Origin of the sequence: Lentzea waywayandensis (assembly GCF_900115955.1) — a bacterium.
GTDB classification, from domain to species: domain Bacteria; phylum Actinomycetota; class Actinomycetes; order Mycobacteriales; family Pseudonocardiaceae; genus Lentzea; species Lentzea waywayandensis.
The window spans coordinates 245330-271733 of the sequence record NZ_FOYL01000010.1; the positions used below are offsets into that span (position 1 = coordinate 245330).

General features: G+C 69.9%; 22 protein-coding genes. 15 read left to right on the forward strand and 7 right to left on the reverse strand.

Annotated features, from left to right (window positions below):
- Positions 1 to 2: 2 nt before the first annotated feature.
- Both BM417_RS32685 and BM417_RS32690 read right to left on the reverse strand, forming a co-directional pair.
- A complete protein-coding gene (locus BM417_RS32685; RefSeq protein WP_093602514.1) occupies positions 3 to 2714 on the reverse strand; it encodes an AfsR/SARP family transcriptional regulator in 2712 nt (903 codons plus the stop codon).
- Positions 2711 to 5836: an AfsR/SARP family transcriptional regulator gene (locus BM417_RS32690; protein WP_177320715.1), complete on the reverse strand. Its 3126-nt coding sequence runs from the start codon at positions 5834 to 5836 to the stop codon at positions 2711 to 2713. The genes BM417_RS32685 and BM417_RS32690 overlap by 4 nt, the downstream gene beginning before the upstream one ends.
- Before the next feature lie 15 nt (positions 5837 to 5851).
- Here BM417_RS32690 and BM417_RS32695 point away from each other — a divergent pair, with 15 nt between their 5' ends.
- Positions 5852 to 6517 carry a Uma2 family endonuclease gene (locus tag BM417_RS32695; RefSeq protein ID WP_218164633.1) on the forward strand — a complete coding sequence of 222 codons (666 nt, stop codon included), beginning with the start codon at positions 5852 to 5854 and terminating at the stop codon, positions 6515 to 6517.
- A 48-nt stretch (positions 6518 to 6565) separates the two neighbouring features.
- Here BM417_RS32695 and ychF read toward each other — a convergent pair whose 3' ends face one another.
- A complete protein-coding gene (gene ychF / locus BM417_RS32700; RefSeq protein WP_093602518.1) occupies positions 6566 to 7645 on the reverse strand; it encodes a redox-regulated ATPase YchF in 1080 nt (359 codons plus the stop codon).
- 80 nt (positions 7646 to 7725) lie between these two features.
- On the opposite strand from ychF, the gene BM417_RS32705 reads away from it, so the two are divergent.
- Complete coding sequence (locus BM417_RS32705; RefSeq protein WP_093602520.1) at positions 7726 to 9012, forward strand: bifunctional transcriptional activator/DNA repair enzyme AdaA; 1287 nt, start codon at positions 7726 to 7728, stop codon at positions 9010 to 9012.
- Positions 9009 to 9506, forward strand: coding sequence for a methylated-DNA--[protein]-cysteine S-methyltransferase (locus tag BM417_RS32710; RefSeq protein ID WP_093602522.1), 498 nt, complete (start codon positions 9009 to 9011; stop codon positions 9504 to 9506). Before BM417_RS32705 ends, BM417_RS32710 begins: the two co-directional genes overlap by 4 nt.
- A 10-nt stretch (positions 9507 to 9516) precedes the next feature.
- On the opposite strand, the gene BM417_RS32715 is transcribed toward BM417_RS32710, so the two are convergent.
- The 3 genes from BM417_RS32715 to BM417_RS32725 are packed head-to-tail and all read right to left on the reverse strand — an operon-like array spanning position 9517 to position 14041.
- Positions 9517 to 10008, reverse strand: a complete 492-nt coding sequence (locus tag BM417_RS32715; RefSeq protein WP_143138890.1) for a hypothetical protein — start codon at positions 10006 to 10008, stop codon at positions 9517 to 9519.
- Positions 10009 to 10028: 20 nt separating this feature from the next.
- Positions 10029 to 12905 carry an AAA family ATPase gene (locus tag BM417_RS32720; RefSeq protein WP_093602526.1) on the reverse strand — a complete coding sequence of 959 codons (2877 nt, stop codon included), beginning with the start codon at positions 12903 to 12905 and terminating at the stop codon, positions 10029 to 10031.
- Positions 12902 to 14041 (reverse strand): exonuclease SbcCD subunit D, encoded by a 1140-nt coding sequence (locus tag BM417_RS32725; RefSeq protein ID WP_093602528.1) that lies wholly within the window; start codon positions 14039 to 14041, stop codon positions 12902 to 12904. The genes BM417_RS32720 and BM417_RS32725 overlap by 4 nt, the downstream gene beginning before the upstream one ends.
- Positions 14042 to 14139: 98 nt before the next feature.
- On the opposite strand from BM417_RS32725, the gene BM417_RS32730 reads away from it, so the two are divergent.
- The 3 genes from BM417_RS32730 (at position 14140) to BM417_RS32740 (ending at position 19434) form a co-directional block, all read left to right on the forward strand.
- Positions 14140 to 15051 carry a DNA recombination protein RmuC gene (locus BM417_RS32730; RefSeq protein WP_093602530.1) on the forward strand — a complete coding sequence of 304 codons (912 nt, stop codon included), beginning with the start codon at positions 14140 to 14142 and terminating at the stop codon, positions 15049 to 15051.
- 89 nt (positions 15052 to 15140) lie between these two features.
- Positions 15141 to 15866 (forward strand): DUF6542 domain-containing protein, encoded by a 726-nt coding sequence (locus tag BM417_RS32735; RefSeq protein WP_245822305.1) that lies wholly within the window; start codon positions 15141 to 15143, stop codon positions 15864 to 15866.
- A gap of 190 nt (positions 15867 to 16056) precedes the next feature.
- Positions 16057 to 19434: an nSTAND1 domain-containing NTPase gene (locus BM417_RS32740; protein WP_093602534.1), complete on the forward strand. Its 3378-nt coding sequence runs from the start codon at positions 16057 to 16059 to the stop codon at positions 19432 to 19434.
- A gap of 71 nt (positions 19435 to 19505) precedes the next feature.
- On the opposite strand, the gene BM417_RS32745 is transcribed toward BM417_RS32740, so the two are convergent.
- Positions 19506 to 20450, reverse strand: a complete 945-nt coding sequence (locus tag BM417_RS32745; RefSeq protein WP_177320716.1) for a 4-hydroxy-3-methylbut-2-enyl diphosphate reductase — start codon at positions 20448 to 20450, stop codon at positions 19506 to 19508.
- A gap of 63 nt (positions 20451 to 20513) precedes the next feature.
- Between BM417_RS32745 and BM417_RS32750 the strand changes: the two genes are divergently transcribed.
- The 9 genes from BM417_RS32750 to BM417_RS32790 all read left to right on the forward strand — a co-directional run bounded on the left by BM417_RS32750 (position 20514) and on the right by BM417_RS32790 (position 26402).
- Positions 20514 to 21023: a lipid droplet-associated protein gene (locus BM417_RS32750; protein ID WP_093602538.1), complete on the forward strand. Its 510-nt coding sequence runs from the start codon at positions 20514 to 20516 to the stop codon at positions 21021 to 21023.
- A complete protein-coding gene (xseA, locus tag BM417_RS32755; protein ID WP_093602540.1) occupies positions 21020 to 22270 on the forward strand; it encodes an exodeoxyribonuclease VII large subunit in 1251 nt (416 codons plus the stop codon). The genes BM417_RS32750 and xseA overlap by 4 nt, the downstream gene beginning before the upstream one ends.
- Complete coding sequence (locus tag BM417_RS32760) at positions 22260 to 22604, forward strand: sugar ABC transporter substrate-binding protein (RefSeq protein WP_245822306.1); 345 nt, start codon at positions 22260 to 22262, stop codon at positions 22602 to 22604. The genes xseA and BM417_RS32760 overlap by 11 nt, the downstream gene beginning before the upstream one ends.
- Positions 22601 to 22834, forward strand: a complete 234-nt coding sequence (locus tag BM417_RS32765; RefSeq protein ID WP_093602542.1) for an exodeoxyribonuclease VII small subunit — start codon at positions 22601 to 22603, stop codon at positions 22832 to 22834. The genes BM417_RS32760 and BM417_RS32765 overlap by 4 nt, the downstream gene beginning before the upstream one ends.
- Positions 22835 to 22901: 67 nt before the next feature.
- On the forward strand, positions 22902 to 23942 hold the full coding sequence (gene glpX / locus BM417_RS32770; RefSeq protein ID WP_093602544.1) for a class II fructose-bisphosphatase: 1041 nt from the start codon (positions 22902 to 22904) through the stop codon (positions 23940 to 23942).
- Between the two features lie 131 nt (positions 23943 to 24073).
- A complete protein-coding gene (locus BM417_RS32775) occupies positions 24074 to 24844 on the forward strand; it encodes a S1 family peptidase (RefSeq protein ID WP_093602546.1) in 771 nt (256 codons plus the stop codon).
- Between the two features lie 143 nt (positions 24845 to 24987).
- Complete coding sequence (locus BM417_RS32780; RefSeq protein WP_245822307.1) at positions 24988 to 25518, forward strand: L,D-transpeptidase; 531 nt, start codon at positions 24988 to 24990, stop codon at positions 25516 to 25518.
- Positions 25519 to 25527: 9 nt separating this feature from the next.
- A complete protein-coding gene (locus tag BM417_RS32785; protein ID WP_093602548.1) occupies positions 25528 to 25935 on the forward strand; it encodes a L,D-transpeptidase in 408 nt (135 codons plus the stop codon).
- Between the two features lie 56 nt (positions 25936 to 25991).
- On the forward strand, positions 25992 to 26402 hold the full coding sequence (locus tag BM417_RS32790; RefSeq protein ID WP_093602550.1) for a L,D-transpeptidase: 411 nt from the start codon (positions 25992 to 25994) through the stop codon (positions 26400 to 26402).
- Positions 26403 to 26404 lie beyond the last annotated feature (2 nt).

Consider the following 26404-nt stretch of genomic DNA (forward strand, 5'->3'; position numbering starts at 1 on the left):
CCTCATACATTGATCACCGATGCGAGTAGCGCACGTGCCTCTTCCGTCCCGCGGTGGTGCAGCTTCTCGTAGATCGACAAGGCCTCCACCAGGTGTTCCCGCGCCGCCTCTGGCTCCCCTGCGGCGATCTGTGTCCTCGCCAGCCGGAAGAGCCCTTCTCCCAGGTAGTAGGTGTGGTGCATCGCCCGCATCCGGTCAACGGAGAGGCGGTAGCTCTCCACGGCCTCGGCGTACCTGCCCAGTTCCACGTAGATGTCCCCCAGCGTCTCGGCGTTGTTCGCGTGGGGCATCTTCTTCGGGCCGTCGTCCAACGCGAACGACGCCTCCGCCTCCATGCAGAGTTCGATCGCACGCTCGCGCTCGCCGACCTGCTGGTGGGCCCTTGCGAGCGCCGCGAGGTAATAGCCTCGCTGGTACACGTTCAGCTCGGCGATCCTCGGGTGCAGGCGGCTCAGGACCTCCAGTGAGCGGTCGTGGTGCCCCAGCTCCTCGTACACGTGCGCCAGCCCGCGTGAGACGTCCACCTGCCCGTCGACGTTGTCCATCTCCTCTTCGCAGCGCAACGCCGAGCGCAGGTGGTGCTCAGCCTTCGGCAACTCTCGTTTCGCGATGTAGATCCCGCCGAGCGCCCGGTGGAGCCGCTGCCGCCCGAACACGTCGTCCCGCCGTTGTGCGGCGGCCAGCGCGAGCAACTCGGCTTCCTCGCCTTCGACCAGCAGTCCCTCTCGCAAGAGAGGCAGGTGGAGCGTGTAGGCCAACCGCCACACGAGGTCGTCCGCACCCGCCGTCACCATCTCGGTCAACATGCCCAGCAGCACCGACTGCTCGGTCCGGAACCAGTCCTTCGCCGCCTGCACGTCCGGCACCGGCGCGATCACGGCCGCCGGCGACGGAGGTGCCAGTGGCGTCCAGACGGCCCTGCTCTCGGTCCATCGGTTCGCCTTCAGCGAGGAGTGCAGGTAGTGGTCGAACATGCGCTGTTGCGCCTCGGCCTGCCGTTCCTGCGACAGCTCGCCGAAGCGTTCAGCGGCGTAGTCCCGCAACAGGTCGTGCAGCAGATATCGGCCGATGCTCGTCCGGGTGACGAGGCTGCTCCCGACCAGTTCAGCGAGCGCCCGCCGTGCTTCCGTTCCCGAGACGGCCGCGAGGCTCGCGGCGGCCTCGACCGTGAACTCCGGGCCGGGATGACGGCCGAGCATCACGAACACCCTGGCCGCGTCCTCGCTGACCGACCGCAGCGACCAGGAGAAGACGTGGCGGACACCCGTGGTCGGGTCGTCGATGTCGAGCGCGTCGAGCCGTTCCTTCTCCAGCTCGTCCGCGAGTGCCGTGAGCGGGTCGCCGTAGGCGGCGCGGGCGGCCACGATCCCCAGCGCCAGCGGAAGTCCCGCACAGCGCTTGACCAGCCGCGCGACGGCGTCCGGCTCGGCCGCGATCCGTGCCGCGCCGATCCGTTCGGTCAGCAGGTCGGTCGCGGCCTGCTCGTCCATGACGTCCAGTGAGACCGGCTGGGCGCCCTCGCGCGCGACGAGTCCGCTCAGGCGGTTGCGGCTGGTGATCAGCACCAGGTTGCCTGCCCCGCCGGGCAGCAACGGGCGCACCTGGTCCACGTCCCTCGCGTTGTCCAGCACCACCAGCACCCGGCGCCGCGCCAGCAACGACCTGTACTCGGCGATCACCGCCTCGTCCGACGTCGGCAGTTCGTTCGCGGGCACACCGAGCCCCACGAGGAAGTCGCGGGCCACCGCGATGGGGTCGAGCGGCTCGGCACGGAGGTCGAAGCCGCGCAGGTTGACGTGGAGCTGCCCGTCGGGGAAGCGGTCGGCGACCCGGTGGGCCCACTGCACGGCGAGCGCTGTCTTGCCGACGCCACCGATGCCGTTGATCGCGGAGATCAGCACCGGTTCGTCGGGGCGCACCCTGACCATCTCGGTCAGCCGCGCCAGCTCGGGCTCACGGCCCGCGAAGTGCGGATAGGCGGGTGGCAGCTGCCGGGGCACGACCGGCGAGGCGGGCACCTCGCCGCTGAGGACCTGCTCGTGCGCCTCGCGCAGCCGTCGGCCGGGGTCCACGCCCAGTTCGTCGGCGAGCCGCTTGCGGATCTCCTGGTAGGCCGAGAGCGCCTCGGCCTGCCGCCCCGCGCGATGCAGCGCGAGCATCAGCTGAGCCCAGAAGACCTCGCGCAACGGGTGTTGCCGCACGAGCGACCACAGCTCCGGCACCAGCACGTCGGCGGCCCGGGCAAGGTCCTCGTCGATGCGGCGCTCCAGCGTGACGACCTGCTCCTCCACCAGCCGCGGCACGTCCTCGCGGTGCAACGACTCCGACGTGACGTTGCCCAGCACCGGGCCACGCCACAGCTCCAGCGCCGCCCGGTGGTCGCCCTGCGCGGCGAGCTCGCGGAACCGGGCGAGATCGAGCTGTCCGGGAGCGACCTCGGCTGTGTAGCCACGCGACGACGTGCGGACGCAGTTGGCTGCGCCCAGCGACTGCCGCAGCCGCAGCACGACGGTCTGCAACGTCTTGTGCGCACGGTCGAGGGCGGGCGGCTCTCCGTCCCACACCCGTTCGACCAGCTCGTCCACAGACACGAACTCGTTGGCGCGCAACAACAACGTCGCGAGCAGCACTCGCCCGCGACCTGCGGGAACAACGACAGGCTCGCCGTCGAGGAGCACTTCCAACGGCCCAAGGACGCGGTACTCGGCAGTCATTCGGACGAACCTATCGGCACGCCGCAGTCCCGGTAGGCGTCGGTGGCCGACGCTGCCGCGGCCGCCGCGCCCTCCTCGTCACCCGCGGCACGGCGCACCTCGGCGAGCACCCGGAGAGACTGCCCTTCCTCGTACCGCTGGCGGTGTCGCTGGTGCGTGGCGACCGCCTGTTCCGCGCACCGCAGTGCTTCGTCCGTCTCTCCCGTGGCGAGGTGCAGCAACGCGCGTTCTCTGAACAGCGCTCCTTCACCTTCGACGCTGTAGGCGATGTCCGCCCTGGCTGCGCGAGCCTCGTTCAGATGGCCCGCTGCCGGTTCGAGTTCGCCGAGGTTCCGGTACGCCCGTCCGGCCGCCTGATGCGCGGTGAGCCGGAAGGCGATGGCTGCGGAGTCCTCACCCGCGAGCCTCAGGTGAACCAGAGCGGCGGCGAGCGCGTCCTCGTGCTCACCGCAGCGGTCCAGCACCTCCTCCAGCGCCTGCCAGACGTGGAACTCCTCCTCCAGGCCAACCCTGTGCCGCACCTCTTCGAGAAGGTCGAGCACGAGGTCGAAAGCCTCGTCGACCTTCCCGCGTGCCAGCTCGGCTTTGACCATGGCGGCGGTGCCGAGGGAGATGCGCAGAGAGTTTCCGAGCTCACCCAGCAACGCGAGGTACTTCTCGTGGTGCGCCCTGCTCTCCGCGAACCTGCCCAGTTCCAGGTAAACGATGGTCAGGCTGTCGTGGACACTCGCGTGCACAGCAGGCGAGCCTGTCAGCTCCCTCGTCCTGAGCAGCGTCTGCTCGGTGGCCAGGTAGTCGGACAGCTCGAAACTGACGGCGGCGAGGTTCCGCAGGACCAACGCCTGTCCCTCGATCGAACCCACCTGCTCCTGGTTCGCGAGGGCCTGCCGCATGTGTTCAGCGGCAGAGGCCGGGTCGCCGGCCATCCGTGCGATCGCTCCGAAGTTGAGGTGCGCGCTCGCCTGGATCGACAGGTCACCCTCTCGCAGACCGATGTCGAGCGCTTCCTGCCCCAGCCGCTTCACCCCCGCGAAGTCGCCCTGGCAGAAGTGGTAGATGGAGGTGCCCAGGTCCGCGGCGGCGACCAGCAGATCGTCGCCGGACGCACGGCTGGAGCGGTCCCGGATCTCGCACAGCACCGACCAGTTCGCGTCGTCGCGAACGTCGTAGTAGAAGGCGTTGGCCACGGCTCCGAGCTCGGCGACAAGTCGGTGGTCACCCCGCTCGGTCGCGACGAGCATCGTCGCGATCAGGTTCGTGTGCTCGGCGTTCAGCCACGCGAACGCCTCGTCCGTGCTCTTCAGCACCACGTGGGGCAGTTGGGTCGTGATCGTCGCGAGCGGGTACCTCCGCTGGTCCGGGAACAGCAGTTCGGCGGCGGCGTGGGTCATGCGGCGGTAGAAGTCGTAAAGCCGTGCAATGGCCTCGTCGGTCTCTTCGCTCGTGCACCGTTCCCTCGCGTACACGCGCAGCAGGTCGTGCAGGGCGAAGCGGGTGCCGCGCTGTTCGACCAGGTGCACAGCGACCAGGTGGTTGAGGTGGCGGCGGGCATTGGGCAGGCCCGCGATGACCGCGGCGTCGTTGGCGGTGAAGTCCGCGCCGGGCAACAAACCCAGCCTGCGCAACACCATCCGCGTCTCCTCCGGCAACGAGGAGTAGCTCTCGTCCAGGACGACGCTGACCGCGGCGGCGGGATCACCGGGCACCGCGAGTTCGCCGAGGCGGTCGTCGTCGAGCTGCGCGACCTTGTCCGCGATGGTCATCGCGTCCTGAGAGGACAGGTCCGCGGCCGCGATGCGCAACGCGAGCGGCAGGCCGCCGCACAGCCGCACCAACGCGGCGGCGGCCTCCGTCTCAGCCCGCACGCGGTCCGGACCGAGCACTCGCTCCAGCACGCGGGTTCCGTCGTCGTCGCTCAGCACCGGGAGCCGCAGCAGGTCGGCGTCGTGCAGGGCGAGCCCGCGCAGGTCACCTCGGCTCGTGACGATCGTCAGGGCTCCGGCGGACGCGGGCAGCAGCGGCCGCACCTGCTCGGCGTTCGCGGCGTTGTCCAGCAACAGCAACAACTTCCGGTCCGCGACGAGCGACCGGTAAAGCGCCACCTGCTCGTCCAGGCCGCCGGGCACGGAGTCGACGCCCAGGGCTTTGAGAACGAGGGTCAGGGCTTCCTGCGGAAGCATGGCCCGCACCGGATCCTGACCACGCAGGTTCACGAAGATCTGCCCGTCCGTGAATCGCTCGGTGATCCGATGGGCCCAGTGCACGGCCAGGGAGGTCTTGCCAACGCCCCCTGTGCCCGCGATGACCAGCACCGGCGCGCCGCTCGCCGTCAGCCGCCCCACGTCGTCCTCGCGCCCGGCGAACGTCGCGAGGGCCGGCGGCAGCTGCCTCGGCGTGACGCGCTTCTCCTTCGGCGGCGCGACCTCTCCGCGCAGGATCTGCTCGTGCAACTCGCGCAGCGCGGGCGCCGGGTCGATCCCCAGCTCGTCCGCGAGCATCCCGCTGACCTGCCGATACGCCGCGAGCGCGCCGGCCTGCTGCCCCGACCGGTACAGGGCGAGCATCAGGTGACCCCAGAAGCGGTCGCGCAACGGATGCCGGCGCGTGAGGTCCTGGAGCTCCGGCACCAGGTCCGCCGACCGCCCGGCCGTGAGATCCGCCTCGATCCGCTGCTCCAGCGCGGCGAGCTGCTCCTCCAGCAGCGACGGCACCTCGTCGCGGTGCAACGACTCCGACACGACGTTGCCCAGCACCGGCCCACGCCACAACGCGAGCGCGGCCCCGAACTCCTGCCGCGCGACCAGCGCGCGGAACCGCAGCAGGTCGAGCTGCTCCGGCTCGATCTCGGCCAGGTACCCGCCGGGCTCGTGCCGCACGCAGTTGGCCTCGCCGAGCGCCTGCCGCAGCCGCATGACGACCGTCTGCAGCGTCTTGTGCGCCCGGTCCAGATCCGGCGGCGCGCCCTCCCACAACCGCTCGACCAGCTCGTCCACCGACGTAAACCGATTGGCGCGCAACAACAACGTGGCGAGCAACACCCGGCCGCGGCCGGCGGGAACCGCCACGGGCTCGCCGTCGAGCACTACCTCCAGCGGTCCCAGCAACCGGTACTCAGCTCTCACACGTCGGAAGTCTAGGTGCGCCACCGGGACGTGTGCTCGACGCTGGACGGCTGCTTTGTGCTCGCCTGGCCCGGCACGCTGAGCAGCCGCTATCTTGTTCTCATGACCGCTCTGCCTGACTGGATGCGCCCTCCCCGCGCGGAAGGGTGGTTCGCGGAGGATCTGGACCGCCTCCCCGAGGCGCCGCGGCACACCGAGTTGATCGACGGAGCTCTCGTTTTCATGATGTCACCGCAGCGGTCGTGGCACGGCCGCGTCGTCACCGGCCTCACCGTCCAGCTCATGGGCCAGGTTCCAGATGGCATCGAAGTCGAGCGGGAAATGACCATCCGGCTCGACCGGCGCAACCGTCCGGAGCCCGATCTTCTGGTGACCACCGCGTCAGTCGATCCCGACCGCACCTGGTTCGCCCCCGAGGACGTCATGCTCGTCGTCGAGGTGATCTCGCCTGAGTCCGAGCACCGCGACACCACCGTCAAGCTGCGCAAATACGCGGAGGCGGGGATCAGGCACTACTGGCTGGTCGAGGACGACGCCAACCAGCCCGTCGCCCATGTCTACGAACTCGATGAGCCGACCAAGACCTACGTCTCGACCGGAATCTTCCGCGGACAGCTCACATCGTCGGTGCCGTTTCCGATCACCATCGACCTCGAAAGCCTCTTCCGCGTCAACCGCTGAACACGTCGAAGGTCCCTTCCCAGCGGAAGGGACCTTCGGTAGCGCTGATCAGACGTTGAAGCGGAACTCCACCACGTCGCCGTCGGACATGACGTAGTCCTTGCCCTCCATGCGGACCTTGCCCGCCGCCTTCGCGTCGGCCTTCGAACCAGAGGCCACCAGGTCGTCGAACGACACGACCTCGGCCTTGATGAAGCCCTTCTCGAAGTCCGTGTGGATCACGCCGGCGGCCTGCGGGGCGGTGGCGCCCTGCGGGATCGTCCAGGCGCGCGCCTCCTTCGGGCCCGCCGTGAGGTAGGTCTGCAGGCCGAGGGTGTGGAAGCCCGCGCGGGCCAGTGCGTGCAGGCCCGGCTCGGCCTGGCCGATCGACTCCAGCAGCTCGAGGGCCGACTCCTCGTCGAGCTCGAGGAGCTCCGACTCGACCTTGGCGTCGAGGAACACGGCGTCGGCCGGGGCGACTAGCTCGCGCAGTTCCTTCACGCGGGCGTCGTCGGTCAGCACGCCCTCGTCGGCGTTGAAGACGTAGAGGAACGGCTTGGTGGTGAGCAGGGAGAGCTCACGCAGCAGTTCACCGTCCACTTCGGACTGCGCCGCGAACAGCGTGCGGCCCGCGTCGAGGATGTCCTTGGCCTTCTTCGCGTTCTCGAGGACGGCGCGGCGGTCCTTCTGCATCCGCGCCTCCTTCTCGATCCTCGGGATGGCCTTCTCGAGGGTCTGGAGGTCGGCGAGGATCAGCTCGGTGTTGATCGTCTCGATGTCGCTCGACGGGTCGACGCGGCCGTCGACGTGCACGACGTCCGGGTCGTCGAAGACGCGGATGACCTGGCAGATCGCGTTCGCTTCGCGGATGTTCGCGAGGAACTTGTTGCCGAGGCCCTCGCCCTCCGACGCGCCCTTGACGATGCCCGCGATGTCGACGAACGACACCACGGCGGGCACCTCGCGCTCGGAGCCGAAGATCCCGGCGAGCTTGGTGAGACGGGCGTCCGGCAGCGGCACCACGCCCACGTTCGGCTCGATGGTCGCGAACGGGTAGTTCGCGGCGAGCACGTCGTTGCGCGTGAGCGCGTTGAACAGGGTGGACTTGCCAACGTTGGGCAGGCCGACGATACCGAGGGTCAAACTCACGGTGAGCGAGTCTACGGCAGCCGACGGTCGTGTCCGATTCCCGCGAGCCATTGACCGTTCCCGCTGGCAGGATCGATGGCATGGTCATTGACGAAGAACACGCGTACCGGGTGTGCTCCGCACGTGACGCCCGTTTCGACGGGTGCTTCATCCACGCGGTCCGCACGACCGGCATCTACTGCCGGCCGTCGTGCCCCGCGGTGACCCCGAAGCGCCGCAACAGCCAGTTCTTCCTGACGGCCGCCGCCGCGCAGTCCGCGGGCTTTCGCGCCTGCCGCCGCTGCCTGCCGGACGCCGTGCCGGGCTCCCCCGAGTGGAACCTCCGCGCGGACCTGGCGGGCCGGGCGATGCGCCTGATCAGCGACGGCATCGTGGAACGCGACGGCGTGACCGGCCTGGCGTCCAAGCTGGGCTACTCGGAACGCCACCTCACCCGCGTGCTGACCGCCGAGCTCGGCGCCGGCCCGCTGGCCCTGGCCCGCGCCCACCGCGCCCACGCCGCCCGTCTGCTGATCGAGACGACCGAGCTCCCGTTCGCCGACATCGCGTTCGCCGCGGGCTTCGCGTCGGTGCGCCAGTTCAACGACACGATCCGCATGGTGTTCGCCTCGACCCCGTCCGACATGCGCGGCCGGGGCAAGGCACCGGTGGGCACGCCGGGCCGCATCGTCCTGCGGCTGCCGTACCGCCCGCCGTTCGACGCCACGGGCCTGTTGGCCCACTTCCGCGCACACGCGTTGCCCGGTGTCGAAGAGGTGACCGCCGACTCCTACGCGCGGACGTTGTCACTGCCGCACGGCGAGGCGACGGTCCGCCTGACGTTCCCCACCGACCACGTCCTGTGCTCGCTTCGTCTCGCCGACGTGCGGGACCTGGGTGCGGCCGTGGCCCGCGTCCGCCGTCTCCTGGACCTCGACGCCGACCCGACGGCCGTCGACTCGTTCCTGGGTGCCGACCCGATGATCGGCCCGCTGGTCCGCGAGGTGCCCGGCATCCGCGTGGCGGGCAGCGTCGACGGCGCCGAGACCCTGCTGCGCCTGGTGGCCCCGTTCACCGGCGTGCCGCTGCAGATCCCGGACGGCGCCCTGACCCACCTCTACGCGGCCGGGGACCACCCCGTCACCGAGGCGCTGGCGAACGGCAGACTCGTCGTGGACGTGGGCCGCTCGATCGAAGACCTGACCGAAGAACTCACCCCCTTGGTCGGCGCCCCGGTGGCCGACGAGGTGGCCATGCGAGTGCTCGGAGCGCCGGACGTGCTGGTGCTCCCCGAGACCTCGCGACACCTGGCTTCCCACGGCCCGAACTGGCGGCCGTGGCGCTCCTACGCCGGAGCACACCTGACCAGAAAGGCAGCAACATCATGAGCGTCGCGCACACGTCCACTGTGGACACCCCGGCGGGGCCGTTCACCGCGATCGTCGCGCCGGACGGAGCGGTGCTGGCCAGCGGCTGGACCGACGACCTGGCCCTGCTGACGCCCCAGATCCACGCCTCCCTGATGCCGTCCGAGATCACCTCGCGACCCGATCTGGGCGACGTCACCAAGGCCGTCATCGCCTACCACGAAGGCGACCTGACCTCGATCGACACCATCGAGGTCCGCCAGAGGTCCGGCCCGTTCCTCCAGCACGCGTGGGACGTCCTGCGCACGGTCAAGGCAGGCGAACCGGTCACCTACTCCGAGTACGCCGAACTCTCCGGGCGCCCGGCCGCGATCCGGGCGGCGGCCTCGGCCTGCGCCCGCAACTCCGCGGCGCTGTTCGTGCCCTGCCACCGGGTGATCCGGATCGGCGGCAACCTGGGCGGCTTCCGCTGGGGCCTGGACGTCAAGCGCTGGCTCCTGGCCCACGAGAACTGACTCGCGAGAGCTAACCGACGAGGTTGATCTCGGGCGCGGCACCGGTGATCAGTTCGGTGCCGCACCTGGGGCACGAGCTGGTCACCGGTGCCGTGTCAGAGCTCAGGTGCCCCTCGATGCCCAGCCACTCGCCGACGCCGTTGTCCCGGCAGGTGTGGCAACCGACGCGGTAGTTGAGCCGCACCCACGGTTGCGCGGTCAGTTCCGAGGCCTGGACGTCGGGCTCCATCTGGTCGTTGAACGGTGCCCACCACGACGTGATCCGGCACCGGAGCCGGCGCTCCGCACCTTGCTCCGTGGCGTCGAACGCACTGACGCGCATCGCGGCCGGGTGCTCGTTGCCGGTGCAGAGCGCGTACGGCATGCCGTGCTGCAACTGGATGATCCGCCCGACCCGCAGGCAGACGAGGCAGTCGTGGGTGAAGTCGAGCCGGTTCGACCACACGAAGTGGGCGGCCGGGGTCACTGTGACACGCGCGGTGACTTCCACATGGGACAGCACGGGCCGAGATTAGAGCCAACTCACGCCAGCGACATCTCCAGCGTCGACCCGGTCCGGGCCTTGCGGACCCTCAGGCGCGTGGGAATCCGCTGCCGCAGCTCCTCCACGTGCGACACCAGCCCCACGACCCGCCCACCGGCCCGCAGCTCGTCCAGCGTGTTCATGACGATGTCCAGCGTGTCCGAGTCCAGGGTCCCGAACCCCTCGTCGACGAAGAGGGTGTCGAGCAACGCCCCGCCGGTCTCGTTGGCGACCACGTCGGCCAGGCCGAGCGCGAGCGACAACGAGGCGAGGAACGACTCCCCGCCGGACAACGTCTTGGCCGGCCGGGCCCGCCCCGAGTAGTCGTCCAGCACGTCGAGGTTCAGCCCGCCGCGGGTGCCGCGCGCACCGGCCGAGTCGGAGTGCACGAAGCTGTAGCGGCCCTGGCTCATCCGGTGCAGCCGGGCGGACGCGGCGACCGCGACTTCTTCGAGGCGCGCGGCCAGGACGTACGACCGCAAGGTCATCTTCTTGGAGTTCTGCCCGCGGCCGTTGATCACGTCGGTCAACGCGTCCAGTTCGGCGTAGGTGGCTTCCAGCGGCTCCAGCGACTTCCACTCGGCGCGCAACCGCGCGGCCAGCTGGCCGACTCGGTCCAACGCCGCCTGAGCACGTGCCAGGCCGGTGGCGGCGGAGGACGCGGCGGCACGGGCCGACGACGCTGCGGCCGTCACCTCGCCCAGGTCCACCTCGTGAGCCGGGTCGATCTCGGCCAGTTCCTCCAACGTCGCCGAGGCCGAGGCACGCGCTCGTTCCCAGGCCGCGATCCGGTCGTCCAGGGCCTGCAGCTTGATCGCCGGACGGGCCGCGGCCAGCACCGAGTCGACGTCGGGGAAGCCGGCGTCGGCGGCCATGGCCGCCACCAGGCCCTGCTGTTCTTCGACGCGGGCGAGGGCAGCGTCGCGGGCCGCCCGGCGGTCGGCCAGTTCCACCAACGCCTTCGCCAGCCGGAGCAGGTGGTCGCGGCGCGTCAGGACGTCGTCGTGCTCGCCCCGTGCCTTGTCCAGGCGGGCGCCGCGTTCCCCGACCACGGTCACCAGCGACCTGTGTTCGGTCTGCAGACCCACCAGGTCCTGCTCCACCTGGGCCTTCTCCGCGCCGAGCTCGCGGGTCTTGGCTTCCAGGCCGACGAACTCGTTCTGCCGCTGCGAACGGGTGTGGGCCAGGTCGAAGGCCTTGCGGTACTCGGAGATCGCCGCATCGGGTTCGTCGGAGCCCAGGGCCTCCCAGCAGGCCTGGATGCGCAGTTCGGCGGCGTGGGCGGCACGCTCGGCCTCGTTGCGGCGGTCCAGGGCGAGCTGCTCCTCGGCGGCCGCGTCCTCCTCGTCGGTCGCGTCGACGCCGCCGAGCATGGGCTGGGCGGGAGCGGGGTGCGAGGGCGAGCCGCAGACGGCGCAGGGCTTGCCGCGCTTCAGCGCGGCGGCGAGTTCGATGGCCATGTTCTCGAGGCGCTGGTGGCGGACCTGCTGGAGGACGTCCTTGGTCTTCTGGTGGACGTCGATGGCCTCGTGCAGCTCTTTCTTGGTGCGCTCCAACGCTTTTCCGGCGTCCGGCAACGCCAGGGCGGCGTCGGCGCGGGACTTCAGGGAGTCCAGGCGTGCGGAGGCCTCCGCCGCCGCGTCCAGCTGGAGGCGGCACTGGGCCACGCGTTCGGGCAGCACCTCCAGTTCGGCGTTCAGAGCCAGCAGACGACGTTCGACCTGGTACGAGGAGTTCTTCAGCACGGACAACCGGCGCACGTCGGACTGCTGACGTTCGGCCTCGGCGGCCAGTTCGCCCAGGCCGCCCGCCTCCTCGCGGTAGCGCTCGGCGTCCTCGCGCAACTCCGAACCGGTGTAACCCAGGCGCTCCAACGATTCGAGCGCGCGGGCCTCGTCGCGGACGGCGAACTCGTAGGACTGCTGGAGTTTCGCGATCTCACCGAACGCCGGCACGACCGGGACGGCACGACGGGCCGCGTCCCGTTCCGCGAACCACGCCGCCGAGTCGGCGGCTTCCACCTTGGCCAGCAACTCGCGGGCCTCCCGCACGCGGCGGATCTGGTCGGCCTGCACGCGGGCCTGCGCCAGCAACGCGTCCGCGCCGTCGGCCAGGCCCGCCGTCTCCTCCGACAGCGCACCCGCCGCGGTCACGGCGGCGGACAGGCGCTCCAGCACCGATTCCAGCCAGCCCGGCTCGGACGACGGTTCCTCGCCGGCGGCCTCGGCCACCCGGTGCAGCAGTTCGTTCGCGGCCTGGCGGCGGTCCTCCAGCACCCGGCCGGCCGCGACCCGCTTGTCGCGGAACCACTTCTCCACGTCCAGGAACCGCTCGGTGCCGAAGAGCTTCTCCAGCAACACCTCGCGTTCGGCCGTGTCCGACCGCAGGAACCGCGCGAACTCGCCCTGCGGCAGCAGCACGACCTGGAAGAACTGCTCGTACGACATGCCCAGCATGTCCTCGACCGCGCGCGCCACGTCGTCGATGCGGGTGATGCCCTCGCCGTCCCAGCCTTCGAGCCAGGTCAGCGAACACTTCGCGGGCTGCGTGGTGAAGCCGCCGCCGCGCTTCTTCGGGCGGTCGAACTCCGGCGAGCGCACGATCCGGAACCGCCGCGACTGCACGGTGAGCTCCAGCGACACCTCCGTCGGCACCTCGGGATCGGCGTACTCGCAGCGCAGTTTCTTCACGTCGCCGCGAGCGCCCGGCACCCGGCCGAACAGCGCGAACGCCACCGCGTCGAGCAGCGTCGTCTTGCCGGCGCCCGTGTCGCCGTGCAGCAGGAACAGCCCGTCCGCGCCCAGCTCGTCGAAGTCGACGACCTCGGGCTTCGGGTACGGCCCGAACGCCGTGAGCTCCAGGCGGTGCAGTCTCATTGCTCCTGCTCCCTCGCCACCGACGCGAACGCCTCGCGCAACAACGCCATCTCCGCCGTGGAAGGCTCGGAGCCGCGCGCGTCCGACACGAAGCAGCAGGCCACTTCCTCGTCGGAACGGCCACGCACCCGGTCCGCGTAGGTCATGTTGTGCTGCGGGCCCTGTTCCGGCCGCCACTCCACGTGCACCGCGTGCTCGAACCGCTTCTGCAGCTGCCGCAACGCGTCCATCGGCCGCACCTGGTCCGTGAGCACGACCGAGAGGAAGTGATCTTCCAGCGGCGTGTGCGCCGGATCCTCCAGCACCTCCGCCAACGTCCCGCTCACCACGGCCAGCTGCCGCGGCACCGGCAGATCCCGCCGTTCCACCCCGACGAGCCCGCCCGCGTCCAGCTCGACCAGCCACACCGACTTGCGGTGCCGCGCCTCGGAGAACGAGTACGCGAGCGGACTGCCCGAGTACCGCAGGTTCTCCGCGAGCGTCTGCGGCCCGTGCAGGTGCCCGAGAGCCACGTAGTCGACGCCCGCGAACACCTGCATCGACACGTCCTGCACGCCGCCCACCGCGATGGTGCGCTCGGACTCCGACGGCGCCCCGCCGGTCACGAAAGCGTGCGCCAGCACCACGGAACGCGCCTCGCGTGAGGCCAGGTCGGCGCGAATCCGCCGCATCGCCTCGCCGAGAACGGGCGCGTGCCCCTTGTCCGCCACCCCGAGCACGTGCCGCGCGGGCTCCGGCTCCAGGAACGGAATCCCGTACACCGCGACGGGCCCGTGCTCGTCCTCCAGCTCGACGGGCTTGTCCAGCAACGAGATCTGCGTGCGCAGGTACAGCCCGCCCGCCGCCGCGAACTCCCCGAACACCCCGATCCGCGCCGCCGAGTCGTGGTTGCCGGGCGTGATCACGATCCGCGCCCCGGCCGCGCGGATCCGCATCAGCACCCGCGCGCACAACGCCACCGCGTCGGCGGAGGGCACCGCCCGGTCGTACAGGTCGCCCGAGATGACCACGACGTCGACCTTCTCGGAAGACACCAGGTCAGCGAGGCCGCTCAGCACCGACTCCTGCTCCACGAGCAGGTCGCGGCCGTGGAAGGTGCGCCCCACGTGCCAGTCGGAGGTGTGCAGGATCCGCATGGCCCCAACCGTAGAGACGGGGTCTGACAAATCTCCGGGAGGGTTCCCGGCGTGTCACCCGATCGAGTTCAACATCTTTGAGGGAGCATCATCGTGCCGTGACCGCAGTGATCATCACCGCCTCGCTCGTCCTGGCGCTCGTCAGTGCCGGGGCGCTGCTGTTCGTCTGGCGCCTCTACCAGGACAGCGTCCGGCGAACCGACGAAGCGCTCCAGGCCATCGGCACCGAACGCGCGCGCTACGACGCGCAACAGGTTGCCCTGCAACGCTACGAAGTGGCGTTCTCCAGCGTCAGCGGACGCGGTGAGCTGGGCGAACAGGTGCTCGTCGAAACGGCGCGCGCACTCGGCCTGAGGGAGAACCTCCACTACACGCTCCAGACGGACGTGGCGGGCGGTGGCGCGGTCCGGCCCGACATGGTCCTGAGCGTCGGCGGCGGCCGCGCGGTCCCGGTCGACTCGAAGATGTCCATGGCCACGTGGGCGGAAGCCGTCGAGACGGACGATCCGCAGGAACGCCAGGACGCGCTGCGCGTGCACGTCCGCAACATCCGCTCGCGCGCCGCCGAACTGGCCGGCAAGGGCTACCAGCGCTGGGCCGACGCCATCTACGGCACGATCATGTTCGTCCCCAACGACGGCGCGGTCGTCGCGGCGCTGGACACCGATCCCGAACTGCTGCGCTGGCTGCTCGACCGCCGCGTCTTCCTGTGCGGCCCGACCGGGTTCGCCGTGATCGCGTCGAGTGCCATGTTCGCGGTCACCGAACGCGCGCTGGCCGACGACGTCGAGCAGGTCAGGCTGTCCGCGGGCCGCGCGAACCGGGCCGCCGACAGCGCCATCGAGGCCGTCAACCTCTCCACCACGCACCTGCAGCGCTTCCTCTCGGCGAGGCGCCGGGAACTGGAGGCGTTGGAGGGTTTCCGGGCGAGCGTGGAGCCGCTGACGGACGCCTCCGCCACTCCAACGCCCCTCCCGCTGGTCCGAAGGGCGGACGAACAGTCCGCTTAGAACGCACGCAGTGTGCCCGCAGGTTGCTTCTGGGTGAGAAAGCCGCGGACTGACGAACACCGAATGGCCGAACGGCTACCGTGTGCGTCGTGAGTGCGTTGCGCGAGCGTTCAGCAGCTTTCGATGATGACGATGTCGAAGACTACGACGCGGTCCCGTGGAACTACCGGGCCATCTTCGGGGAGTTCAAGGGCATCCCGTGGTGGGCGGCGATCCTCGCCGCCCTGGTCCCGGCGTTCATCGGCGCGTTCATCGACATCAACTCCAGCAAGACCGTCGGCTGGACGTTCAACGCGGTGTTCTTCCTCGGCGCGCTGGCCGCGATCCTGCTGGTGCAGCGCCGCAGCCTGTTCGGGCCGATGGTGCAGCCGCCGCTGATCCTCGCCATCACGGTGCCCACGCTCGTGCTGCTCACCGGCGGCGTCGCGAAGGGCGGCCTGTCCGCCATGGCGCTGGGCCTGGGCAAGCCACTGATCGACAGCTTCCCGGTCATGGCCGTCACCACCGCCGTCACGGTCGCGCTGGGCATCCTGCGGATCGCGCTCCAGAAGGACCCGAACCGCCCGTCCAAGGACGAGATCCGCGAGGCCAAGGCAGAGGTCAAGGAACGCTCGAAGCCCGTCCGCAGGCCCCGCGAGGAGCCCGAGGAGGAAGAGCGTCCGCGCCGCCCCCGTCCGGAACGCGCCGAGGGCACCCCGGCCCGCCGCCCACGTCCTGAGGGCGCTCCGGCCCGCCGCCCGCGCCCGGAAGGCGCCGCCCGCGGCGAACGCCCCGCAGGCCAGCGCAGGCCCCGCCCGCCGCGCGAAGACCGCTAGCAGCGCGACCCCGGAACGCCGGCTGGTCGACTCACGCTCAGCAGTGCACCTCGCGATGCACCCGTCTGACCGCGAACTCGCCCGGCGACGTTCCGGGCCACGCCACTGGTCGTTGTTCGCGATCGCCCCGTAGAACGTCGTACAACGGATCACGGACAACAACCCCCTGACCAGCACGCACTCTGCCAGCATGAGTTCGATGCCTAGGGGAGAACGTCCACTGGACGAGGGCGACAGCCCGCTGTTGCTGTTCGCCGCAGACCTGCGACGACTGCGTACCGACGCGGGGAAGCCGAGCTACCGGGAGCTGTCCCGGCGCGCGCACTTCTCGGCGAGCACGCTGTCCGACGCGGCGGGCGGGCGGAAGCTGCCGGGTCTCGACGCCACGCTCGCGTACGTCCGCGCGTGCCAGGGCGACGAGTCCGTGTGGGAACGGCGCTGGCACGACCTCGCCGTCGCGATGGCGCAAAGCCGGACGAACGACGGACCGTCGCCGTACGTGGGCTTGAACCCGTTCACGAGAGAAGACGCCGACCGCTTCTTCGGCCGTGAGGCGCTCACGCACCGTTTGGTCGACAGGCTCGAGAAGCAGCCGTTCCTCGCCGTGTTCGGCGCGTCCGGCGAGGGGAAGTCGTCGCTGCTCAGGGCGGGCGTCGCGGCGAGGTTCCCGAACGCGGTGGTGTGCACGCCCGGCTCGGATCCGGACGCGGCCCTCGCCGACGCGCTCGCGCTACACCCGGACCTGCTGGTCGTCGACCAGTTCGAGGAGCTCTTCACGCTCTGCGAGGACGAGGTGCAGCGCCAGGCGTTCCTGGACGCGCTGCTCGCCGCGGACTGCCGGAGGGTGATCGCGGTCCGGTCCGACTTCTACCCGCACTGCGCCCAGTACCCAAAGCTCGCGGAGGCGCTCACAGACGCCCAGGTGCTCCTCGGCACCATGACGCCGGACGAGCTGCGCCGCGCGATCACCCAACCCGCCGCGACGGTCGGCTGCACGGTCGAAACAGCCCTGCTGACCACCCTCGTGGCCGAGGCGGCGGGGCGCAGCGGCGTGCTCCCCCTCGTGTCGCACGCGCTGCTCGAAACATGGCACCGCAAGCGCGGCAACACCCTCACGCTCGGCGGCTACCAGGCAGCGGGAGGCATCCAGGGCGCGCTCGCGCAGAGCGCCGAGGCCGCGTTCGCCACGCTGGACGAGTCCGAGCAGCACCTGGCCAAGCAACTGCTGCTGCGGCTGAGTGCCGACGGCACCAAGCGGCCCGTTCCGCGGCAGGAGGTCGTGGGCGAGGAGGTGCTCGACGTGCTCGCCGGCACCCGGCTCATCACCGTGGACGAGCACACCGTCGAGGTGACGCACGAGGCGCTGTTCCAGGCCTGGCCGAGGCTCCGGGCGTGGCTGGACGAGGACCACGAGGGCCTCAGGACGCACCGCAGGCTCACCGACGCCGCCCGGACGTGGCGGGAACTGGGCCAGGACGACGACTCGCTCTACCGCAGCACCAGGCTCGCCGAGACGACCGAGTGGGTCGCACGCGCCCGGCCGGAGCTGACCGGCACCGAACGCGAGTTCATCGGCGCCTCGAAGGCACGGGAACGCCGCCGCACCCGCCGTCTGCGCTGGACCGCGGCCGGACTGGCGGTGATGCTGGTGGCCACCGCCGCGAGCGCCGTCGTGGCCGTTCAGCAACGCCGTGAGGTCGAACGGCTCGGCCTGATCTCGCAGTCCCAGCGGCTGGCGTCCGCGTCCGAGGCACTCGCCGTCAGCGACCCCCAGCAGTCCGCCCGCAAGGCAGGCGAGGCATACCGGGCCTATCCCACGCCCGAGGCACGCAGCCGCGTCCTGAGCGCGTCGGCCTCGGCCCGCGGCCGCAAGCTCGACCACCTCGAGGGGTGGAGCTTCTCGTTCGGCAAGGACTTCGTCGGCCTGATGGGCCAGGAAGGGCTGGTCGTGCACGACACGGCCACCCTGTCGCTGAAAGCCCGCTGGCGCCCGAGCACGACCGGCGTCGTCTTCTCCTGGGCGATCGCGCCGGACGGGCGCACGATCGCGGTGTGCCTGCACGACGGCCGGATCGTGCTGTGGACGGGCCCGGAGGACGACCAGGTCGTGCTCCAGCGCCAGGGCACGCGCGGCGGTGTCGCCTTCAGCGCGGACGGCAGCTCGCTCGTCGTCGGCGGCGACGTCTGGGACCTCGCCACCCGCAAGGTGCGGTACGCGCTGCCGGTCGGGCCGATCAACGGCCCGTTCGACATCGCGGACGACCGGGTGCTGGCCCTGGTGACCGCCGGCTCCCTCTCGTTGTGGGACCTTCAGACGCGGCAACGAACCGGCGGCCTGCAGGTGCAGTCCGGCGAGATCACCAGGGTGCGGTTGCTGCCCGGAGGCAAGCTGGCCGCGCTCGCCACCACCGAGGGGCAGGTGCAGGTGCGGGACCTCGCGACCGGCGCCGTGGTCGCCACGCCTCCCGCGCACACCGGCGTCGTCAACAGCCTGTCGCTCAGCGCCGACGGCAGCATGCTGATCTCCGGCGGTGAGGACGGCCGCGTGCACATCTGGGACGTCGCGAACGGCACCGCCATCACGACCATCACGACCAACGAACCGGCCCGCAGCGCGCGGTTCGCCCCGGACGGCGGACTGGCCGTGCTCACTCCGCGGGCCCTGCGGTTCTGGCCGCCGGGCGCGGTCCCGCGGACCGCCGGCTACACCGTGCGCGCGCTCACCGTCGACGACGACGGCACGATCGTCACCCTCGACGAGGCCGGCGTGATCGAACGCAGGGACAGCACGCTGCGCACGGTCAAACGCATCGAAACCGGTGTGCCGCAAAGCCGTTCGGGCCGCTTCAGCCCGAACCACGACCTGGTCGTCCTGAACGGCGATCTCCAGGTGCGCGACGCCAGGACCGGGGAGACGGTCAGCGCGCCGACGGTCCCGGCCGGGAACTCGGCCACGAGCATCGCGTTCGGCGACAACCAGATCGCCGTGGTGAACTCGGCGGACCCCGACGCGGTGTGGTCGCTGGACAGGGAGAGCAAGCCGGACTTCATCGGCGGCGACTCCAGCGGTCCGCGCACCGCGGTCTCGTTCGGCGGGCACGACGGACAGCTCGTCCTGGCCCGCGAGGACGGCGAGGTGCTGATCCGCGACCCCGGCACGCAGTACCAGAACCTGGCGCTGCCCCGCACCCACTCCGCGGCGGTGCGGGTGCTCGCGCTCTCCCCGGACCGCAGGATCCTCGCGACGGGCGGCGACGACGGCCTGATCGCGTTGTGGGACACCGCCGGCTGGCAGAAGATCGGCGAGCTGCGCGGACACGTCGACGCGGTCAAGGCTCTGGAGTTCAGCCCGGACGGGAGCCGGCTGGCGAGCGGGAGCACCGACCGTTCGGTGATCGTGTGGGACGTGCGCGAACGAACCGCGTGGGCGACCCTGCGCGGGCACAGCCGTGGCGTCACGCACGTGGCGTGGCGCCCCGACGGCTCGCAACTGGTGTCCGCGGGCGCGGACGCGATCCAGGTGTGGGGCCTGGACATGGCCCAGGCCCTCCGGGTGGTCGAGAACTAGCGGCGTGACGCGGAACGTCGGCGAGGTAATCCACGCTCAGCAGGGTGCCTCGCGGCACCGCCCCCACGCCGCTAGCGCACGAGGTCCTTGCGGAGCTCACGCGGCAACGAGAACGTGATGCGCTCGTTCGCCGTGGTGATCTCCTCGACCTCGCCGTAGCCCTGCGTCTCCAGGTACTTCAGCAGCTCCATCACCAGCAGGTCCGGCACCGACGCGCCCGACGTGACGCCGACGGTCTCGACGCCTTCCAGCCACGCCGGGTCGACCTCCTTGGCGTAGTCGATCAGGTAGGAGGCCTTGGCGCCGTGCTGGAGCGCGACCTCGACCAGCCGGACCGAGTTGGAGGAGTTCTTCGAGCCCACGACAAGCACCAGGTCGCACGACGGCGCCATCGTCTTCACCGCGGTCTGGCGGTTCGAGGTGGCGTAGCAGATGTCGTCCGAGGGCGGGTCCTGCAGATCGGGGAAGCGGTCCTTGAGCTGCCGGACCCGCACCATGGTCTCGTCGACCGAGAGCGTGGTCTGCGACAGCCAGATCACCTTGTTCGGGTCGCGGACCTCGACCTTGGCCGCGTCCTCCGCGGTGTCGACGAGCTTGACGTGGTCCGGCGCCTCACCGGCGGTGCCCTCGACCTCCTCGTGACCCTCGTGGCCGATCAGGAGGATGTCGTAGTCCTCCTTGGCGAACCGCACCGCTTCTTTGTGGACCTTCGTCACGAGCGGGCAGGTGGCGTCGATGGTGCGCAACGACCGCTGCGCCGCCTCCTCGTGGACGGCGGGCGACACGCCGTGCGCTGAGAACACCACGAGTGCGCCCTCAGGAACCTCGTCCGTCTCGTTGACGAAGATGGCGCCGCGGTCGGACAGCGTCTCCACGACGTACTTGTTGTGGACGATCTCCTTGCGCACGTACACGGGCGCGCCGTACTTCTCGAGGGCGAGCTCGACCGTCTCCACGGCACGATCAACGCCCGCGCAGTAACCACGCGGCTTCGCCAACAGGACTCGCTTGGGCATGCCTCCAGGGTACCCAGGCCTGTTCCTAGGCATTCGCCGCACAGTTGCGGCAGGCTAGGACCCATGAAGCCACTGCCGCTGCCGGTCCGACTCGCTGCCGGGCTCGCGGTGACCGCCCTCGAACAGGCGCGCAAGCTGCCGCAGCAGCTCGCCGGACTCCCGTTGACGGTGGTCAGCGAGGCGATGCAGTTGTCCATGCGCGTGCAGCAGCATGTGACCGAACTCGCCATCAAGGGCGACGACGTCCTCTCTGGACTGCGGCCGGCCGAGGAAGAACCGGAGTGGGCGACGTTCGACGAGGACGAGACGCCCGTCACGACTTCTCAGGAAACTCCCGCCGACGACCCGTGGGAGGAAGAGGAACGCGCGATCGCCGAGGTTCCCGAGTTCCTGCCGATGTACGACGAACTGTCGATCGCCCAGCTGCGCGCCCGCCTGCGCAACCTCGACGTCGAGCAGCTCGAGGAACTTCTGCGCTACGAGAAGGCGCACGAGTCGCGGCCTGAGTTCGTGGGGATGCTCAACCGCCGGATCCGAACGGTGAGCAGCCCAGATAAACCAGCACAGTCGTGAGTGAAGCGAAATCCACGCCGGAGAACCCCTGGCCGGTGCGGACGGTCGCCCGCAAGCTGCTCGACTGGATCAACCGGCTCGGCGACGTCTGGGTCGAGGGCCAGGTCACGCAGCTCAACGCGCGCAGCTCGACGGCGTTCCTGACGCTGCGCGACCCGAGCGTCGACATGTCGATGTCGATCACCTGCAACGCCTCGATGATCCGCGAGCTCCAGCTCACCGAGGGCAGCAGGGTGATCGCGCACGGGAAGATCAGCTTCTACCCGAACCGGGGCACGCTGTCGTTGCGGGCGGACGACATCCGCGCGGTCGGCATCGGCGAGCTGCTGGCGCGCATGGAGCGGTTGCGCAAGCTGCTGCACGCCGAGGGCCTGTTCGACCCGCGGCGCAAGCGCAGGCCGCCGTTCCTGCCGAACAAGATCGGCCTGATCACCGGCCGCGCGTCGGCCGCGGAACGGGACGTGCTCACGAACGCGCGGAACCGTTGGCCCGGCGCGCATTTCCGGGTGATCAACGTCGCCGTGCAGGGCCCGACCGCCGTCACCCAGGTGATGACCGCACTGTCCACTTTGGAGAGAGACCCCGAGTGCGATGTGATCATCATCGCCCGCGGCGGCGGCAGCGTGGAGGACCTGCTGCCGTTCTCCGACGAGGCGTTGTGCCGCGCGGTCTCCTCGTGCCGCACGCCGGTGCTGTCGGCGATCGGCCACGAACCGGACACCCCGCTGCTCGACCACGTCGCTGACGTGCGTTGTTCGACGCCGACCGACGCAGGCAAACGGGTGGTTCCCGATGTCGCTGAAGAGAGTGAACGCGTCCGCCAGATGCGCGATCGCGGCCGTCGCGCGCTGCACGGCTGGGTTGATCGAGAACGCAAACTGCTCGACGCTCTGCGCTCCCGACCAGTACTTTCGGATCCTCACGGGCCGCTGGAACGGCGTTCCGAGGAAGTGAAGCGTTTTCGCGACCAGGGACGCAGGGCCGTCACGCAACGACTCGATCGGGAAGACGTCCACCTCTCAGGGACGAAAGCACGCTTGACGACCCTCGGACCAGCCGCCACGCTGGCCCGCGGATACGCCGTTGTGCAACTCGTCACACCTGACGGGCCCGACGGCGTGTTGCGTTCTGTGACGGACGCGCCAAGCGGAACACAGCTGCGGGTACGCGTCGTTGACGGGGCAGTGCGAGCGGTTGTCTCCAGCTCGGAGGTCGACTCGGAAGGGGGAGGTACCGATGATGCGTGATGCCGTGTTCCTGCCCCTGACCATGGAGGCGGCCGGCGAGTGCGCGACGGGACTGCGGACCAAGGCGGAGGCGGCGAACCGCGCCGCCGCTGAGTGCTGGACGGCGATGGTGGGCGACTGCGACACCACGAGCCGCCGCACGCTGATCCTCACGTTGCACGACCTGAGCGAGGCCACCGCCGGCACGGTGCAGTACCGGCGCGTCGCGGAGGCCGAGGCGCTCATCGACGAAGCGGTGCGAGAGGGTGACGGCGAGGAGTTCGCGGAGGCGCTGGTCGGCTACGACCTGGCCGTCGCGACCGTGCTGAGCCGTCTGAGGAGTCAATCCGCGTGAGTTCGGAAGCCAGTCAGCAGGAAACTTCACCGGGTTACGAGGCCGCCCGCGACGAACTGGTCGAGGTGGTCCGCAAGCTGGAGGCCGGCGGGCTGTCCCTTGAGGACTCACTCGCGTTGTGGGAACGCGGTGAGGCGCTCGCCAAGACGTGTGAGCAGCATCTCGCCGGTGCGCGTGAGCGAATCGATGCAGCTCTCGCTGTGGTCGAGGAGGACGTTTCGCAGGCGTGATCCCGTGCAAGGATTCAGCTGCCGATCACAAAATCCGGCACGCTGAGTAGTCGCATGGAGGCGCGCAATGGTGAACACCCCCGCGGAACGACGTCGCGAAGCCCCCGACCGGAACCTGGCATTGGAGCTCGTGCGCGTCACCGAGGCAGCGGCGATGGCCGCGGGCCGGTGGGTGGGACGCGGCGACAAGAACGGCGGTGACGGCGCGGCCGTCGACGCGATGCGCAAGCTCATCCACACCGTCTCGATGCGGGGCGTCGTGGTGATCGGCGAGGGCGAGAAGGACGAGGCGCCCATGCTGTTCAACGGCGAGGAAGTGGGCAACGGCGAGGGTCCCGACTGCGACGTCGCGGTCGACCCGATCGACGGCACCACGCTGATGGCCAAGGGCATGCCGAACGCGCTGGCCGTGCTGGCGGTCGCCGAGCGCGGGGCGATGTTCGACCCGTCCGCCGTGTTCTACATGGAGAAGCTCGCCGTGGGCCCGGAGGCGGCCGACGTCATCGACATCACCGCACCGCTCGCGGAGAACATCCGCCGCGTCGCGAAGGCCAAGCACAGCGACGTGTCCGACGTGAACGTGTGCATCCTCGACCGGCCCCGGCACGAGCAGATCGTGCAGGAGGTCCGTCAGGCCGGCGCGCGCATCCACTTCATCTCCGACGGCGACGTGGCCGGCGCGATCGCCGCGGCACGCCCCACGTCGGGCGTGGACATGCTCGTGGGCATCGGCGGCACCCCTGAGGGCATCATCGCGGCGGCGGCGCTCAAGTGCGTCGGTGGGGCCATTCAGGGCCGGTTGTGGCCCAAGGACGACGAAGAGCGCGAGAAGGCGATCGGCGCGGGCCACGACCTGTCGCGCGTGCTCACCACGAACGATCTCGTGTCGGGCGACAACGTCTTCTTCTGCGCCACCGGCGTGACCGACGGCGACCTCCTGCGCGGCGTGCACTACCGGGCGGGCGGCTGCACGACCCAGTCGATCGTGATGCGCTCCAAGTCCGGCACCGTGCGCATGATCGACGGCTTCCACAGCCTGCACAAGCTGCGCGAATACGCCTCGGTGGACTTCGACCTGCCCGAGGCCGCGCAGCAGCCGATGCCGTAGATCAGTGTGAATCTGTGAACCGTTAACGGAGGGTCACCCTCCGAGTGACCCTAGTGACCAAGTCACTTTCGTCCTTAGTTTCCGACCTGACCCCGGCAACCCTGCGCCGGGTTCAGGAAAGGAACTCAACGATGAGGGCACGTTCGTTGTTCTCCGCAATCGTCGTGGCCGCGGGCGCTCTGCTCGCCTCGGCCGCTGCGGCCACCGCGGCTCCGGCTCCCACCGCTGACGGCGAAGTCTCGCCGATGATCGTCGGCGGCACCAACGCCACGCAGGTCTACTCCTGGATGGTCTCCCTGCAGAGCACCTCCGGCAGCCACTTCTGCGGCGGCACGCTGATCAAGGCCAACTGGGTCGTGACGGCGAAGCACTGCGTCCAGGGCTCGTCCGCGGCGTCGATCCGCACCCGGATCGGCACGACCAACCGCACCAGCGGCGGCACCACCACCGGGGCGTCCCGGATCGTCACGCACCCGTCCGCCGACCTGGCGCTCGTGCAGCTCAACACCTCGGTCAGCCAGGCCCCCGCGGCCGTGTCGGCCTCGTCCGGCGCTGTCGGCACCGCCACCCGCATCATCGGCTGGGGCCAGACCTGCCCGACCCGTGGCTGCGGTTCCGCTCCGATCACCCTGCAGGAGCTCAACACCTCGATCGTGACGGACAGCCGTTGCTCCGGCATCTCCGGCGCCTCGGAGATCTGCACCAACAACACCGGTGGCAACAAGGGTGCCTGCTACGGCGACTCGGGTGGCCCGCAGGTGAAGTCGGTCGGCGGCCGCTGGGAGCTCATCGGCGCGACCAGCCGTTCCGGTGGCGGCGCGACCTGCGCGACCGCTCCGTCGATCTACGTGGACGTCCCGTACTTCCGCTCGTGGATCAGCCAGTACGCCGGCACCGTGTGAGCTGACGCTGACGCGGTAACCCGGTAAACGCATTCCGAAGGTCCGTCTCCCAACCGTTACGGGAGGCGGACCTTCGCGTTGCAACCTGAGCACACCTCCCGTCGTCTACTTCGGCAAGGGATGGATCAACCAGGGGGTGCGCGATGAGGATGCTGCTCGTGGCGGTCGCGTTGATGTCGGTGGCGGGGTGCGCGCAGGGGGCCGTGCACGCCGAGACTCCAACAGCGCCACCGTCTTCGGCGCCTTCCTCGGCGCCCTCTTCCGCGCCGCCGACCTCGTCGGAGGCACCTCCTCCCCCGCCGCCGCCTCCGCCCGTCGTGAAGCCGACGCCGTGCACCATCAGCGACGGCGCGTGCATCCAGCTCTCCACGAACCAGTCGTGGGTCGTCCGGGGCGACAAGATCGTCTACGGCCCGACGCCGATCACGCACGGACGCAAGGGCTTCGAGACGCCGCTGGGCAACTTCCCGGTGCTGCGCAAGGTGAAGGACGAGTGGAGCCGGCCGTACAACGCGCCGATGCCGTGGTCGACGTACTTCACCGAGAGCGGCATCGCGTTCCACGAGGGCTCGCTGACCGTGCCGTCGCACGGCTGCATCCACCTCGACCCGCCGTCGGCGCAGTACTACTTCACCAACCTTTCGATTGGCGACACCGTCCAGGTGGTCTCATGATCATCAACCATGAGAGTTCTGGCCGTCACGGCCTTGTTCCTGCTTGGTTTCGCGGCACCCGCACAAGCAGCTAGCTGCTCCGTCCACAACGGAGCGTGCGTCCAGAAGCACACGAACCTGGCGTGGCTCGTCACCAACGGCGTGACGAGCTACGGCCCGGTCCGGATCAGCCACGGCAAACCGGGCTTCGGCACGCCCGTCGGCAACTTCCCCGTGCTGCGCAAGGTGAAGAACGACTGGAGCGTCCCCTACAACGGCCCGATGCCCAACGCCGTCTACTTCACCACCGACGGCATCGCGTTCCACCAGGGCGACCTGAACTCCCAGTCGCACGGCTGCGTCCGCCTCACCTGGGAAGCGTCCGAGGTGTTCTACAACAACCTGTTCCCCGGCGAGCGCGTCCAGGTTCTTCCATAGAAAGATGATTGAGATCACCCCATGGTGGCTACTCCACTACTGAGGGGTGATGAGAGATGCGAGTTCTGATCGCGACGGTGCTCCTGATCCTCGGTTTCGCAGTTCCCGCGCAAGCGCAGGCGGGATGCACCGTCTACAACGGAGCATGCCTGGAGAAGCACTCCAACAAGGCGTGGCTGGTCTTCAACGGCAAAACGAGCTACGGGCCGGTGACGATCAGCCACGGCAAACCGGGGTACGAGACCCCGGTGGGCATGTTCTCGGTGCTGCGCAAGGTGAAGAACGACTGGAGTGTCCCCTACAACGGCCCGATGCCGAACGCGGTGTACTTCACCACGACCGGTATCGCGTTCCACCAGGGTGACACCGCGGTCCAGTCGCACGGGTGCATCCGGATGTCCATGGATGCGTCGCTCGTGTTCTACGACAACCTGATGGTCGGCGAGCAGGTGCAGGTACTGCCCTAGCC

Coding starts and splice junctions, on each gene's coding strand:
- BM417_RS32685 (WP_093602514.1), bottom strand. CDS start 2,714: ATGACTGCCGAGTACCGCGTCCTTGGGCCGTTGGAAGTGCTCCTCGAC.
- BM417_RS32775 (WP_093602546.1), top strand. CDS start 24,074: ATGAGGGCACGTTCGTTGTTCTCCGCAATCGTCGTGGCCGCGGGCGCT.
- BM417_RS32750 (WP_093602538.1), top strand. CDS start 20,514: ATGAAGCCACTGCCGCTGCCGGTCCGACTCGCTGCCGGGCTCGCGGTG.
- BM417_RS32720 (WP_093602526.1), bottom strand. CDS start 12,905: ATGAGACTGCACCGCCTGGAGCTCACGGCGTTCGGGCCGTACCCGAAG.
- BM417_RS32745 (WP_177320716.1), bottom strand. CDS start 20,450: ATGCCCAAGCGAGTCCTGTTGGCGAAGCCGCGTGGTTACTGCGCGGGC.
- BM417_RS32725 (WP_093602528.1), bottom strand. CDS start 14,041: ATGCGGATCCTGCACACCTCCGACTGGCACGTGGGGCGCACCTTCCAC.
- glpX (WP_093602544.1), top strand. CDS start 22,902: ATGGTGAACACCCCCGCGGAACGACGTCGCGAAGCCCCCGACCGGAAC.
- BM417_RS32740 (WP_093602534.1), top strand. CDS start 16,057: ATGAGTTCGATGCCTAGGGGAGAACGTCCACTGGACGAGGGCGACAGC.
- BM417_RS32780 (WP_245822307.1), top strand. CDS start 24,988: ATGAGGATGCTGCTCGTGGCGGTCGCGTTGATGTCGGTGGCGGGGTGC.
- BM417_RS32760 (WP_245822306.1), top strand. CDS start 22,260: ATGATGCGTGATGCCGTGTTCCTGCCCCTGACCATGGAGGCGGCCGGC.
- BM417_RS32710 (WP_093602522.1), top strand. CDS start 9,009: ATGAGCGTCGCGCACACGTCCACTGTGGACACCCCGGCGGGGCCGTTC.
- BM417_RS32785 (WP_093602548.1), top strand. CDS start 25,528: ATGAGAGTTCTGGCCGTCACGGCCTTGTTCCTGCTTGGTTTCGCGGCA.
- BM417_RS32790 (WP_093602550.1), top strand. CDS start 25,992: ATGCGAGTTCTGATCGCGACGGTGCTCCTGATCCTCGGTTTCGCAGTT.
- BM417_RS32705 (WP_093602520.1), top strand. CDS start 7,726: ATGGTCATTGACGAAGAACACGCGTACCGGGTGTGCTCCGCACGTGAC.